General features: G+C 34.0%; 12 protein-coding genes and 5 tRNA genes. 5 read left to right on the forward strand and 12 right to left on the reverse strand.

The features are described from left to right. Window positions 1-2: 2 nt before the first annotated feature. The 8 genes from ABG79_RS04975 to ABG79_RS05010 all read right to left on the reverse strand — a co-directional run bounded on the left by ABG79_RS04975 (window position 3) and on the right by ABG79_RS05010 (window position 6731). Entirely contained in the window at window positions 3-4274 is a 4272-nt protein-coding gene (locus ABG79_RS04975) for a 2-hydroxyacyl-CoA dehydratase (protein WP_057977771.1), read from the reverse strand. Window positions 4275-4559: 285 nt separating this feature from the next. Further along, window positions 4560-4634 (reverse strand) — tRNA-Cys (locus ABG79_RS04980). A 9-nt stretch (window positions 4635-4643) separates the two neighbouring features. Beyond that, window positions 4644-4719: transfer RNA gene (locus ABG79_RS04985), tRNA-Gly, on the reverse strand. A 1-nt stretch (window position 4720) separates the two neighbouring features. Beyond that, window positions 4721-4796: transfer RNA gene (locus ABG79_RS04990), tRNA-Phe, on the reverse strand. A gap of 3 nt (window positions 4797-4799) precedes the next feature. After that, a tRNA-Asp gene (locus tag ABG79_RS04995) sits at window positions 4800-4876 on the reverse strand. 42 nt (window positions 4877-4918) lie between these two features. Continuing rightward, window positions 4919-4994 (reverse strand) — tRNA-Val (locus ABG79_RS05000). Window positions 4995-5117: 123 nt separating this feature from the next. Next, window positions 5118-5990: an Hsp33 family molecular chaperone HslO gene (gene hslO / locus ABG79_RS05005; protein ID WP_057977773.1), complete on the reverse strand. Its 873-nt coding sequence runs from the start codon at window positions 5988-5990 to the stop codon at window positions 5118-5120. Between the two features lie 12 nt (window positions 5991-6002). Next, window positions 6003-6731 (reverse strand): class I SAM-dependent DNA methyltransferase, encoded by a 729-nt coding sequence (locus tag ABG79_RS05010; RefSeq protein ID WP_057977775.1) that lies wholly within the window; start codon window positions 6729-6731, stop codon window positions 6003-6005. Between the two features lie 116 nt (window positions 6732-6847). Here ABG79_RS05010 and ABG79_RS05015 point away from each other — a divergent pair, with 116 nt between their 5' ends. Further along, the gene (locus tag ABG79_RS05015) at window positions 6848-7795 is read left to right on the forward strand and encodes a type I phosphomannose isomerase catalytic subunit (protein WP_083490345.1); all 948 of its coding nucleotides are present in this window, start codon (window positions 6848-6850) and stop codon (window positions 7793-7795) included. Here the strand turns inward: ABG79_RS05015 and ABG79_RS05020 are convergent, their stop codons facing one another. Next, window positions 7796-8026: an alpha/beta-type small acid-soluble spore protein gene (locus ABG79_RS05020; protein ID WP_057977777.1), complete on the reverse strand. Its 231-nt coding sequence runs from the start codon at window positions 8024-8026 to the stop codon at window positions 7796-7798. It lies immediately after the preceding gene. Window positions 8027-8234: 208 nt separating this feature from the next. On the opposite strand from ABG79_RS05020, the gene ABG79_RS05025 reads away from it, so the two are divergent. From ABG79_RS05025 to ABG79_RS05040, 4 genes are all read left to right on the forward strand, one after another. Further along, a complete protein-coding gene (locus ABG79_RS05025; RefSeq protein WP_057977779.1) occupies window positions 8235-9218 on the forward strand; it encodes an aspartate-semialdehyde dehydrogenase in 984 nt (327 codons plus the stop codon). 64 nt (window positions 9219-9282) lie between these two features. Then, window positions 9283-10164 carry a 4-hydroxy-tetrahydrodipicolinate synthase gene (gene dapA / locus ABG79_RS05030; RefSeq protein WP_057977782.1) on the forward strand — a complete coding sequence of 294 codons (882 nt, stop codon included), beginning with the start codon at window positions 9283-9285 and terminating at the stop codon, window positions 10162-10164. Window positions 10165-10174: 10 nt separating this feature from the next. Further along, window positions 10175-10927: a 4-hydroxy-tetrahydrodipicolinate reductase gene (gene dapB / locus ABG79_RS05035; RefSeq protein ID WP_057977938.1), complete on the forward strand. Its 753-nt coding sequence runs from the start codon at window positions 10175-10177 to the stop codon at window positions 10925-10927. A 155-nt stretch (window positions 10928-11082) separates the two neighbouring features. Beyond that, the gene (locus tag ABG79_RS05040; protein ID WP_057977784.1) at window positions 11083-12222 is read left to right on the forward strand and encodes an aminotransferase A; all 1140 of its coding nucleotides are present in this window, start codon (window positions 11083-11085) and stop codon (window positions 12220-12222) included. 241 nt (window positions 12223-12463) lie between these two features. Here the strand turns inward: ABG79_RS05040 and ABG79_RS05045 are convergent, their stop codons facing one another. The 3 genes from ABG79_RS05045 to ABG79_RS05055 form a co-directional block, all read right to left on the reverse strand. Further along, window positions 12464-12883, reverse strand: coding sequence for a hypothetical protein (locus tag ABG79_RS05045; protein WP_057977786.1), 420 nt, complete (start codon window positions 12881-12883; stop codon window positions 12464-12466). A 42-nt stretch (window positions 12884-12925) separates the two neighbouring features. Next, entirely contained in the window at window positions 12926-13114 is a 189-nt protein-coding gene (locus ABG79_RS05050) for a hypothetical protein (RefSeq protein WP_057977788.1), read from the reverse strand. Between the two features lie 127 nt (window positions 13115-13241). Further along, window positions 13242-14624: a hypothetical protein gene (locus tag ABG79_RS05055; protein ID WP_057977790.1), complete on the reverse strand. Its 1383-nt coding sequence runs from the start codon at window positions 14622-14624 to the stop codon at window positions 13242-13244. Window positions 14625-14840: the final 216 nt, after the last annotated feature.

The following is a 14840-nucleotide window of genomic DNA, read 5'->3' on the forward strand; positions in this document are numbered from 1 at the left end:
ACTCAGTTCACTGCTGACGCAAAGTTATCTAAAACAACTATATTTTCAGTTGGGTTAACGCTTTTTAATTTAGCGTTTGAAAGCATCAACTTTATTCTATTCAGTTGATTGACTTCACTTGCTCCAGGGTCATAATCTATAGCTACAATATTAGATTGCGGATACAATTCTCTCAATTTTTTAATCATTCCTTTACCAACTATGTGATTAGGAAGGCATCCAAATGGTTGTAAGCAAACAATATTAAAAGTCCCTTCTTCTATCAATTCAATCATCTCACCTGTTAAGAACCAACCTTCACCTGTCATATTGCCAAGTGAAATAATTTTTTCCGCCAATTCAGCTTTATCATAAATAGTAGAAGGTGCTTTAAAGCGTATGCTGTTTTCCAATGCCCTTCTAACCTCTTTTCTATAAAACTCTATTGCAGAAATAGTTATTTTTCCCGCAAACATTTTCGAAAAATCCCCTGTTAAATTATCAAACTTATATTTCTCATCATAGGCAGAATAAAGTAAAAAGTCTGCTAAATCTGGTTGAACTGCTTCAGCTCCCTCTTCTTCAAGTATTTTAACAATTTCATTATTGGCTGTTGGATGATATTTAACAAGTATTTCGCCAACGATCCCGACTCTTGGCTTCTGTATATTTTCTACTTTTACATTATCGAAATCTTTTACTATATCCCAAATATTTTCTTTAAATTGTTTTAAACTTCCATTCTTGATATTTTCAAAAATACTGAATTTCCACTCTTCAAATAATTCATTAGCATTACCTTTTACTTTTTCGTATGGTCTTGTTCTCAAAATCAGTCTGTTTAACAAATCCCCATAAACTACTGCCATCAATCCACGGTGTATAAGCATGGGTGAAAGTTCAAATCCTGGTTGTTTTTCAAGTCCTTTAGAGTTCAAAGATATAACTGGAACATTGCTAAAGCCTGCATCGATTAACGCTTTTTTAAGCAGAGCAATATAGTTAGTAGCTCTACATCCCCCTCCAGTTTGCGTCATCATTACTGCAGTTGAGTTTGTATCAAAATCCCCTGATTTGAGAGCGTTAATTATTTGCCCTATTACTATTATGGATGGGTAGCATGCATCGTTGTTTACATATTTTAAACCTTCTTCTATAGAATTCTTATCAACCGAAGGCAAAACTTTTAATTTGTATCCGCTCACCTCAAAGGCCTTTTCCAATATCTCAAAATGAACAGGAGACATTTGAGGTGCTAAAATTGTATACTCTTTTCGCATCTTTTTTGTGAATACCGGATTTTTTATACTTTTCACTTTAACCGGCAACATTCCTTTTTTATCCCTTTCTTTTAGTGCAGCAATAAGGCTTCTTATTCTAATCTTTATAGCACCTAAGTTAGTTCCTTCATCTATTTTAATAGAAGTATATATTTTGCCACTGCCCTCAACTATGTCCTTTACTTGGTCCATAACTATTGCATCAAGACCACATCCAAATGAGTTTAGTTCTATAATATCAATATTGTTATAGTCAGATATTAGGTTTGCTGCTCTATATATTCTTGAGTGGTAAGTCCATTGGTCAACTACTCTTAAGGGATTTTTAAGACCCTTAATATGGCTTATCGAATCCTCTGTTAATACCGCAATTCCAAATGAATTTATTACATTTGGAATGCCATGATTTATTTCTGGGTCTATATGATATGGCCTTCCTGCAAGAACAATACCCTTTTTTCCAGTCTTGATTAGATAGCTTAAAGTCTCCTCTCCCTTTTTTCTTATATCCCTTTTGTAATTTTCAAATTCATATAATGCAGCTTTCAGCGCCTCTTCTATTTCTTTTTTTGTAATGCCAAATTCACATAATGATTTGAATAAAGAATTGCTGAGCATTTTTTCATTTTCTAAGCTAATAAAAGGATTTAGAAATTTGATTCCATTTTCATTTAATATATCCATATTATTTTTTATAACTTCTGAATATGAAGTCACAATTGGACAATTGTAGTGATTGTTTGCGTCCAAAAACTCTTTTTTCTCATAAACTACAGAAGGATAAAAAATAGTTTTGACACCCTTTTGTATAAGATTTACTATATGTCCATGAACAATTTTCGCTGGATAACATACGGTATCGGAAGGTATTGTCTCCATGCCAAGTTCATATATTTTTTTGTTTGACTTATCGGATAAAACAACTCTAAATCCAAGTTCAGAAAAAAATGTATGCCATAGTGGGTAGTTTTCATAAATATTTAAAACCCTTGGTATTCCAATTATGCCTCTTTTCGCTATTGATTCATCTAAAGGTTTATATTCAAACAATCTTTTATACTTATACTCATAAAGATTTGGGACATCGCTTTTTACACTAAAATTTCCAGCGCCTTTTTCACACCTATTGCCTGATACAAATTTCTTACCATCGCCAAATGTGCTTATTGTTAACTGACAATTGTTTGTGCATAATTTGCATCTTGTATGCGATTGTTTAATTTCAAATTTTTCTAATCCCTCGCTTGAAATTATGCTCGACTTTTCTCCATGTGCAAACCTTTCCTTTGCTATTAAAGCTGCTCCAAATGCTCCCATCAAGCCAGATATGTCAGGTCGTATCGCTTCCTTACCAGACACCAGTTCAAATGCTCTAAGAACTGCTTCATTATAAAAGGTGCCTCCTTGGACAATTATTTTTTCTCCTAAATCTTCAATATTTCTTATCTTGATAACTTTTTGCAATGCATTTTTAATAACCGAAAACGATAGCCCTGCTGAAATGTCAGCAACACTTGCACCTTCCTTTTGAGCTTGTTTCACTTTTGAGTTCATAAAAACTGTGCACCTTGAGCCCAAATCAACGGGATTTTTTGAAAATAATGCCTCCTTTGCAAAATCTTCTATGGCCATACCTAATGATTTTGCAAAAGATTCTATAAATGAACCGCAACCCGATGAACAAGCCTCGTTCAATACTATATTTTCTATTACTCCATTTTTAACTCTGATGCATTTCATATCCTGACCGCCGATATCTAGTATAAAATCGACGTTCGGATCAAAGAATTCTGCTGCTTTATAGTGTGCAATGGTTTCAACTTCAGATTCATCTATTGAAAAGCCAGCCTTTATTAATCCTTCTCCGTAACCTGTAACGCATGACTTGGCGATATGTGCGTTGTCTGGAAGTTCTTTATAAATTTTTTTGATTATGTTTAATACCGCATTAACAGGGTTTCCTTGATTATTTGAGTAAAGACTAAATAATAGATTATTCTCAGCGTCTATTAAAACTGCCTTTGTAGTAGTTGACCCAGCATCTATTCCTAAAAAGCATTCTCCCTTATGCTGAGCAATATTTTTTCTTTTAATTTTATTTTGCTCATGCCTTGTTTTAAAACTTATATAGTAGTTTTCATTTTCAAATAAAGGACTTAGGACATTTATTTCTTTATTCAAAAAAAGAGTAGTATCTTGAAGCTTGTCTAAAATTGTTTCAAGTTTGAATGTTTCCTTATCCTTTGCAACGTGCGCTGCGCCAAGTGCTACAAATAGCTGAGAATTTTCAGGAAAAATTGCATCATTAATATCTATATTTAGAGTCTCTATAAACCTTTTTCTAAGTTCACTTAAAAAATAAAGTGGACCACCTAAAAAAGCTACTTTTCCCGTTATTTTCCTCCCTGCAGCCAATCCGCTTATCGTTTGGTTTACAACTGCTTGAAACACAGAAGCCGCTATATCTTCCTTTTTTACTCCTTCGTTTATAAGGGCTTGAATATCGGTTTTTGCAAATACACCGCATCTTGAAGCAATTGGGTAAATTACTTTATAACTTTTTGCCAATTCATTTAACCCTATAGCGTCTGTTTCCATCAATCCTGCCATTTGGTCAATAAATGCTCCTGTTCCTCCAGCGCAACTCCCATTCATTCTTTGTTCTATGCTGCCGCTAAAATAGGTGATTTTAGCATCTTCTCCTCCAAGCTCTATAGCTATATTTGTTTCAGGAGCATATATATTAACAGCCTTTGTAGCCGCAATTACCTCCTGCTCAAAAGGCAAATCTAACCATTTTGAAATTCCAATTCCAGCCGAACCAGTGACAGCTATCTTTATTTTTTTATCCCCAATTATCTGCTTTGCATCAGTTAAAACTTCCTTAACAGTATTGACAACATCAGCGTAATGACGCTTATATTTGCTGTTTACTATTTTGTTATATTTATCTAATATTACTAATTTGACGGTAGTTGAGCCAACATCTAATCCCAATAAATACTCATAACCCATTATTTTCCCTTCTTTCAAGTAAGCTAAGTAACAATCTGAATTTAATTCTAATACTCTAAAATAAAAGCAACAAATCCAAAATATTCTATTTATTGGTCTAATTCAGTTGATTTGCTCAAAACAGACAAACTAAAGCCATTTATCTTTTATTTGCGATTAGTATCTTTGTAAATTGCCATTTATCAAGGACGCATGTTCAAATTGACAAACAAATCAAGAAGTCAAGAAATCAAGTGAATGTCACCAAAAGAAAAAGCAGCTTGCAATATTGCAAGCTGCATTGTATGGAGGCGGCACCCGGATTTGAACCGGGGAATGAAGGTTTTGCAGACCTGTGCCTTACCACTTGGCTATGCCGCCATATTTAGTTGGAGCGGGAAACGGGACTCGAACCCGCGACTTTCACCTTGGCAAGGTGACGCTCTACCAACTGAGCTATTCCCGCATGGTGGCCAGAGCCGGAATCGAACCAGCGACACGGGGATTTTCAGTCCCCTGCTCTACCTACTGAGCTATCTGGCCAGTTGGCGACCCAGAAGGGGCTCGAACCCTCGACCTCCGGCGTGACAGGCCGGCACTCTAACCAACTGAGCTACTGGGCCAAGAAACTTAATCTTAGGTGCCAGGCACTTAAGATTAAGATTTGGTGGGCACAATAGGGCTCGAACCTATGACCCTCTGCTTGTAAGGCAGATGCTCTCCCAGCTGAGCTATGCGCCCACATCGATGTTTTGATTATATCATCAAAACTTATCTTTGTCAACTTTGCCTTATTGGCGCTGCCGACATGTAATATATTATATCATTTTTGCACTTATGTCAACACCTTTTTTTTAATTTATTTTATTTATCAATTAGTTTCTTAATTTCTTCCTTTGTGAACTTATATTTCTTATCACAGAAATGGCATTCAAGTTGAATAGATTCCTCTTCGTCATGCAGCCTTTGTAGTTCTTCTTTTCCGAGTGCAATCAATGCCCTTTCAACCCTTTCTCTTGAACAATCACATTCGTATCGGCAGTCTATTTTTTCGTATATTTTCAAATCCATATCATCAAACAACATATTTAATATCTCTTCACCTGATTTTCCTTCAGCAATCAGTGTTGATAGTGGAGGAATTTCCTGAAGTCTAAATGTGATTATGTCTGCTAAAAATTCATTTGCACCTGGCATCATCTGGATAATAAGTCCACCCGCAGCTTTAATAGAAATATCTGTATCAACTAAAACACCAAGCACAACTGCCGATGGAACTTGTTCAGATACTGTAAAATAGTATGCAATATCGTCACCTATCTCACCTGTTCTTAATGGCACCTGACCAACGTAGGGTTCCTTTAGCCCTAAATCCTTTACTACGTTTAAAAAGCCATTCACACCTACTATTCTACCAACATCTAATTTGCCTTTTTCATTTAGCGGAAGATCTGCTCCTGGATTTGATACATAAGCCTTGACATTGCCCTTAGGGTTTGAAACAGCTACCATATTGCCAATTGAGCCTCCACCATTAAGAGAAAGTGTAATGGTATCCCGCTCCCCCTTGAGCATTGTTCCCATCATTGAAGCTACTGTCATAAACCTCCCAAGCGCTGCAGATGCAGTAGGTGAAAGGTTGTGTATCCTCCTTGCCTCTTCTACCATATCAGTTGTAATAGCTGCAAATAATCTTATATCTCCATTTGCTGCTGTCGCTCTTAAAATATATGCCATATTTTGACCTCCTTATTTTTTAGCTACAAAGGTGATTCTTAAAGTCTCATTGTGAATGTTATTAAACGAATAATCATCATATATTTCAACTTTTTTGTATCCTGTATTCTTGAGCATATTAACTATTTTATCACAAGTATGCGCTCTTTGAACATGGTGTTCATCTATTCTCTTAAATAGTTTGCCTTCCTTTACAAAGAATGTAATATACATATCTAAAATATCATCATCTATATAGTTATCCCATATATAGCAGTAATCGTCTTCATTCAATGTAAAGGAGTTGTTTCCTATTATTTTTTTTAATTTGTATTCAGAACTTATATCAAATAAAAATAAGCCACATTCATTTAGATGATTATTGACTCTGTTGAAAATATCAATCAATTCTTCATCTTCAATTATATAGTTTAATCCATCATTATGGCAGAATATGAAATCAAATTTTTTGTCAAACTTCAAATCTCTCATGTCTTGATTTATAAATACTACATCCTTATTTTTTATTTTATTTCTTGCAAAATTCAGCATATCTTCTGAAACATCAAGGGCTACTACCTTTAATCCCATATCATATAACCTTTGAGTCATGTTACCAGTCCCGCAGGCTAGTTCAAGGACAGTTTTCCCATTATAATCTATTCCATTTAAATTCATATACTTTTCTATAAATCTTTTCCAAGAGTCATAATCTATGTCTATCATCTTGTCGTAAATCTGTGCGAGTTCAATATATTGCATTCTCCCACCCCGCTTAAATTTCTCTATATATTTTATTATATTAATCAAATAAAGTCTATTATATATTTATATTTTATTGTATAATATTGTCAGCAATTTTATGGGAGGGGATTTATTTGTTGTATCCTTTGTTTTTTGAGCCTGTATATAAGGAAATAATATGGGGAGGAAGAAAATTAGAAAAATACTTTAATCGAAATATACCCGATGGAAATATAGCAGAAAGCTGGGAGGTTTCTTGCCATAAAAGTGGAATGAGCATCATTAGAAACGGCGAACTAAAAGGGACAACTTTGAAGGAAGTAATAGATTCATACGGTGAAATAATTCTTGGGAAAAAATATAACTCTTTCCCACTTCTAGTTAAATTGATTGATGCAAATGATAAACTTTCCGTTCAGGTTCATCCTGATGATGATTATGCTAAAAAGTTTGAAAATCAATTTGGCAAAACAGAAATGTGGTATGTGATAGATGCTAAGGAAAATGCTCAATTAGTTTATGGTTTAAAGAGTGAAATATCAAAAGAAAAATTTATTGAAGCGATAAATTTAAACAAGGTTGAGGAATGTTTAAATTATGTAAATGTATCTAAAGGTGATGTGATCTTCATTCCTTCTGGAACCGTTCATGCAATTATGGATGGGTTATTGCTTGCAGAAATACAGCAGAGCAGTGATGTAACATATAGGCTTTATGATTGGAATAGAGTTGATAAAGAAGGAAAAAGGCGAGAACTTCATATTGATAAGGCGCTTGATGTAATCAATTTTAATTTTGAAGGAAATGTGTTAAAACCAGAGTTTAAATCATTTGACGGCTATGAAATTGCAGATGCAATAAAGTGCCCTTATTTCGAAGTAAGTATAATCAAAGTCAATCTAAGTTATAAATCAAACTGTAATGGTAGTTTCAAAGTATACACAGCTGTAGAAGGAGAAGGAGAAGTTTTATACAATGGAATCTCATATAAAATAAATTGCGGCGACAGTTTCTTGATGCCAGCAGAACTTGATGAATATGAAATATTAGGCAAAATAACTTTATTAGAAACTAAAGCCTAATTATTCATTCCACTTTCGTCCAGCGTCCTTATTTAATTTGGTCATTATTCCTCCAATGCGTCCAGTTTCTTCTGCAGTTAATCCGCTCCATCCATATTTTCTAACTTTATCTATAAGTCCTAATTCTTCAGCTATTTCGAATTTAATTTTTTCTCTTTCCTTTTCCTTTTCAGAAAGCTCTTTTTTAGCCTTAATTTTAGACTTTACAATTTTTTTGAAGGGCGTAGTCATGAAAACACCTCCCTGTTTTTAGTATTACAGAGAGGTGTTTTTTTATACCATATGAAAGAATATTTATAAAATAGTGCTTAAAAAATATTTTTATTGTGGTATAATATCATCTAATAAAACAAAAGCTTACATATTAATAGGCTAATATAATATTAAATAAGTTGTTAGTAATATATTATATTAAGATAATTAAAAGGAGGCGGTTATTATGCCAAAGGTTGCTGTGGTTGGTGCTACCGGTATGGTAGGCAGAATGATGTTAAATGTTTTAGAGGAGAGAAATTTCCCTATTGATGAGCTTTATTTGTTTGCTTCAGCTAAGTCTGCTGGATTGGAGATTGAGTTTAAAAATAAAAAATATATCGTAGAAGAGCTAAAGGAGGATTCTTTCGATAGAGGTATTGACATTGCGCTTTTCTCAGCTGGAGCTTCAACAAGTTTAAAATTTGCTAAAATTGCTGCATCTAAAGGATGTGTTGTTATAGACAATAGTTCAGCATGGAGAATGGATGAGGAAGTGCCTCTTGTAGTGCCAGAGGTTAATCCTGAAGATATAAAATGGAATAAGGGTATAATTGCAAATCCAAACTGCTCAACTATTCAAGCAGTGGTTGCACTTAAACCACTCGATTTGAAATATAAAATAAAAAGAATAGTCTACTCAACATATCAGGCAGTATCAGGTGCTGGTCAGAGCGGATATGAGGATTTAAAAAATGGGGTTCAAGGCATAGCTCCTAAAAAGTTTCAACACCCAATTGCATTTAATGTTATACCTCATATAGATGTTTTTATGGAAGATGGCTACACTAAAGAAGAAATTAAAATGATTAATGAAACAAGAAAAATAATGCACAGACCTGATTTAAAGGTTACTGCTACAACTGTAAGAGTTCCAGTTTATCATGGCCATAGCGAATCCATAAACGTTGAATTTGAGAAAGATTTCAAATTGCATGAAGTTAAAGAAATATTGAGAAATAGCCCAGGGATTATACTTATGGACGACCCGAACAATAATATTTATCCTATGCCAATTTATGCTGAAGGTAAAAACGAAGTTTTTGTTGGAAGATTAAGAAGAGATGATAGTGTTGATTTTGGTTTAAATATGTGGGTAGTTGCAGATAATATCAGAAAAGGTGCCGCAACAAATGCAGTTCAAATTGCTGAGCTACTAATCAGCAAATGATTGTTCGTGGTAAATTTTGTGCATATAATAATAATATATATTAAATTAAGAGAGGATGGTCATTATGACTTTATTCAAGGGTTCAGGCGTTGCAATAGTAACACCTTTTAGGGAAGACGGAGTTGACTTTAAAAAGCTAGAAGAGCTTATAGAATGGCATATCCAGGAGAAAACCGACGCTATAATTGTTTGCGGAACTACAGGCGAAGGTTCTACAATGAGTGAACAGGAAAAAAAGGAAACAATCAAATTCACAGTTGATGTCGTTAAAGGAAGAATTCCTGTTATAGCTGGAACTGGTTCAAACAACACTAAGGTTGCTGTTGAAATGTCAAAATGGGCAGACTCTATAGGAGTAGATGGACTTTTGGTTATAACTCCCTATTATAACAAAACAACGCAAAGGGGAGCTGTTGAGCACTTTAAAGCTGTTGCATCAGCAGTTAAGAAGCCTATCATTATATATAATGTTCCATCAAGAACAGGATTCAATATACTTCCTGAAACATTATATGAGCTTTCAAGGGTTGATAACATAGCTGCTGTTAAGGAAGCAAGCGGTAATATATCTCAAATAGCAGAAATTGCACAACTTTGTGGTGACGATTTGGACATTTATTCAGGAAATGACGACCAAGTAGTTCCTATGCTTGCACTTGGCGCAAAGGGTGTTATTTCAGTTGTAGCAAACATTATTCCAAGAGATACTCATGACATGTGTGAAAAATGGTTTAATGGCGACATTAAAGGTTCAAAAGAACTTCAATTAAAAATGATTCAGCTTATTAAAGCACTTTTCATTGAAACCAATCCAATTCCAGTTAAAACTGCAATGAATTTAATGGGAATGAACGTTGGACACTTGAGGCTTCCACTTGTTGATATGTCTCCAAAGAACCTTGAAGTTTTGAAGAAAGAAATGCTTAATTATGGAATTAGGATATAGAGGTGACGGTATGAGAGTTTTACTGCATGGTTGTAATGGAAGAATGGGACAGGTCTTGACAAGGATAATTTCACAGCTAGAGGATATGAATGTTGTTGCAGGAGTTGATAGAGAGCCAAATAAATATAATAATAACTACCCTGTATATGATAACCTTACTAAAGTTCAGGAAGAAGTTGACGTTTTAATAGATTTTTCAAACCATACAGCACTTGATTCTGTATTGGAGTTTGGGCTTAAAAGAAATGTAGCGCTTGTAATCTGCACAACTGGATTTACTCCAGAAGAAAAGACAAAAATGAGAGAAGCTTCGAAAAATATTCCAGTTCTTAATTCGGCAAATATGTCAATTGGAATCAATTTGTTAAACAAAATACTAGGTCAAGTAGCACCTGTATTATACGGTGATTTTGATATAGAAATAATAGAAAAACATCATAATCAAAAATTAGACTCTCCAAGCGGAACTGCTCTTATGCTTGCCGATGCAATTAACGCTTCACTTGACAATAGTTTAGAATATGTGTATGGAAGACATTCTAAAACAGAAAAAAGACAGCAAAATGAACTTGGTATACATGCAATTAGAGGGGGTGCTATAGTAGGCGAGCACTCGGTAATATTTGCAGGTGCAGGGGAAGTTATTGAGATAAATCATTCTGCCCTATCTCGTGATGTTTTCGCCTATGGTGCTATAAGAGCTGCTAAGTTCTTATCTGGCAAAGAAGCTGGATTTTATACTATGAGCGACGTAATAGGATAATTTATTAAGGGGTGTCTCATATTTTCCAAAATAACATATTATGAGACATCCCTTTTACAATTTCTATGTTCAGTAATACCAACAGGTAAATGCTATGTGCCTGATTAAATAAATATTAGGAATAGAAAATATCAGGAATTAGGAGGATTGCACTCATGAACAAGCGTTTAAAGGAGATTCAAATTTCAGGAATTAGAAGATTTTATAACTTAGTCTCACAATATAAGGATGCAATTTCCCTAACTATTGGACAGCCCGATTTCCCAACTCCAGAACATGTTAAGGTGGCTGCGAAATTAGCTCTTGATAATAATAAAACTGTTTATACCAATAATGCTGGAATTATTGAATTAAGAAGAGCCATTTCAAATTACTATAAAAAATATGGATTAAACTATAATCCAGAGGATGAAGTAATTGTTACCAACGGTGCAAGTGAAGGAATTTATTTAGCCTTAAATACTATACTTGAAGTGGGTGACGAGGTAATACTTCCTGGTCCGATTTATCCTGGTTATGAGCCGGTTATAAAGCTTTGCGGTGCTGTTCCTGTTTTTGTAGACACTACAAATAACGGTTTCAAATTGACTGCTGAATCAATCAAGGATAAGCTAAGCAGCAAAACAAAGTGCATAATAATACCAACTCCATCGAATCCCACAGGCGTTGTTCTAAGCTATGATGAATTATCAAAAATCGCCTCTTTAGTTAGTAATAAAGATATATTTATAGTTTCAGACGAAATATATAGCGAGCTTGTTTATGATTTTGAACATACATCCATAGCAAGTTTTAAAGAGGTTTTTGATAATACTATTGTAATTAATGGACTTTCAAAGTCCCACTCCATGACTGGTTTTAGAATAGGCTATACCCTTGCGCCTAAATACATAACTTGTGAAATGATTAAACTTCACCAATATATAAATTCTTGCGCATCTTCAATAGGTCAGTATGCAGCTCTCGAGGCATTAACTAATGGCCTTGATGATGCATCCCCAATGAGGGAGGAATATAAAAAAAGACGTGATTTTGTATATAAAAGGTTAATTGAAATTGGATTTGATGTAATAAAACCTAACGGTGCCTTTTATATTTTCCCTTCAATTAAGAAATTTGGCTTATCTTCATTGGATTTTGCAACAAAGCTACTTGAAAGTGAAAAGGTAGCAGTCGTTCCAGGAGATGCGTTTTCTCATCTTGGTGAAGGATATATAAGAATATCCTATGCAAGCTCTATGGATACTTTAGAAGAAGGATTAAACAGGATTGGAATATTTCTCAAAAAATTATAAAATAAAAAATGCTTATCTTATTAAGGAGTACCATCCCAGGAAGAGTTTATGCTCATATAAAGATTAGTAAAAAGAATATTTTGATGCAGAAATATATTTGATATCACCATCATCTTTTAAACCTCCAATTGATTTAATAAATGTTTTAAGTTTGAAATAAAATTTATGGGTTGCCTTATCAAAATTTACTTCAGGCAACCCATATTTCATTCTATGGTTTTTTAGTATATTCGATTATATTTTAGCAAGGGCAGAACGGGAAACTTGGAAAATCCCCATAATGAGCTATAACTTTTACTACAAATGTTCTAGAATTACAAATGTTTTCATCTGGGAATACAAAGCAGAATTCATCCACCGTAACATTTGTGCAGTTTCCTGTTCCACTTGGAACGGTAAACTGGCAAGCTTTAAAAGCTCTTGTAAAGAATGTTCCACTTTCATTTTCACAAACTAAAACACCAACATTAACTTTTCTTCCTCTGCATACATTTTTCAATTCTACTCTTATCTTCAAAAATCTTCCTTCGCATTTTAATTCAAGGTTTTGAATTGTAAAATCCTTAATATCCTCACATGAATTAAAAGTTATATTTTGGCTTCCTATGCAGCAGCATTCACATTCTGTTGTAGTTCCTGAACTTACATTTGTGTCAGTCAAAATTTCCTCAAAATTTTTTTATGTAGTCTTTTGTTTAATTTATTAATTATTGCAACAAATGCAACAATTGTTTAAAACAAATAAAATTAGAACTAATAATATAACTGAGTTTATATTATTTCTTTCGCATCTTTTATCAAACCAAGGACTTTCACTGCTTAAATCAATGCTTATATTCTCAACTTTAATTTGTTCACAAGGGCTAAATTTAATTTCAATTTCTTTTTGCATTTATAACACCTCTTTTCCCTTCTATTATAGATTATGTCTTGTTTTATCAGTATGTAACTAAATTTTGCAAATTATTTACAAAAAATAAAACCATCCTAGTTAAAAACTAAGATGGTTTCTTAATGTTCTATATAAGGAACATAGCAAATAGCGTTGTTACTGCTAAACCTGTAACTACAGGAATCAAATTCTTTCTTGCAAGGTCAAATGGGCTAACCTTACAAATTGCTGCAACCGGTATAACTGCCCATGGAATGAGCGTTCCTCCTCCAACCCATATTCCTGCTATCTGTCCTAGTGCTGTCAAAGTTGCCGTGCCAGAGCCTATTGCTGTTCCAAATATCTTCCCGACTGTTCCTGCAAGACTTATTCCTGAAAAACCTGAACCATCAAGTCCTGTTATAGCCCCAACAGTAGTGAGAGTCGCAGCCCCGAATGCCTTATTTATAGGTATAATCTGGGACAAAGCCAGCCCTAAATCATTTACAAGTCCTGTGGAATTTCTAGGTAAAAATTCACCTAGTATTTTAATAAACCCTTCATCCCCTAAGTAGAAGAAAGCTGCTATCGGAATAACCGGTCCAAATACTTTAAAGCCAAATTGAAGTCCCTCAATCAAATAATTTATTATTTCGTCAATTGCATTAGTTTTTGATGAAAAAATTAAAATAATAATCAAAATGAATAATGATGTCCCCCCAATCAGAGATGTCGCATCACCACCCTGCAGTTTAAATATTTTCATTGCATAGATATCAATTACAAAAATCAATGGTATTATTGCCGCAAACCATTTTCTTGCAGTCAAAGATAGCGGATATTTTACTGCCATATCATCATTTGCATCATTCTCCTCAAGCTTTAATAATCCTTTCTTGATGTCTTTTCTTATTAGAATATACGCTGTTATTGTTGTTACGAACCCCATGACAATAATCAGAGGGACGCTTGCCCTTATTACATCTCCTACAGGTATACCTGCACCACCTGCTGTCAATTTCGGTGCCCCCTGAATAACAAAATCTGTAGAAAGTGCTATTCCATGTCCAAATAGGTTCATCGCCATAGCAACAGCAAGAGCTGGTAGTCCTGCTCTGATTGCAACTGGAGCAAATATGGCTCCTATTAATGCTACTGCAGGTGAAGGCCAAAAGAACCAGGAGATAGACATCATAACAAGCCCAATTATCCAATAAGCAAGTGCTGGGGTTTTAATGAATCTCAAAAAAGGTCTTACCATTTCTTTATTAATTCCCGTTTTCTCAAGCACACTTCCCATTCCAACTATAATAGAAATTATCAATATTGTGCCTAAAAGCTCCTTAATTGCGTAAGCAAAACTATTAAAAACTCCCATGACTGATTGATATATAGAGCCTGTAGCCGCTAGCCCTATTATAAATATCCCAAGTATGCAAATTAAGCTTGTATCCTTTTGGTAAATCATAAACGCTATTACAAGCAAAATAAAGATTAGATAAATAAAATGAAGTGATGTTAGTTGTATCATAAATTCACCAAAAAAGCTTGTTTGTATTACAATATGCAAAAATTAATATTGCGTTACTAAACTTTTGATAACAAAATTATTACAAAAATCCCGCAAAATGTTCAAGGCTTATACAATAGACATATCAAAAACTAATTACCTGAAGTAAAGCATAAAATAAAAACATACATGGGACTTAAAAGTTTTATCACATTCGTCCAAATTGACAAACAAATC

The sequence above is a fragment of the Caloramator mitchellensis genome, from assembly GCF_001440545.1.
Taxonomy (GTDB): Bacteria; Bacillota; Clostridia; order Clostridiales; family Caloramatoraceae; genus Caloramator; species Caloramator mitchellensis.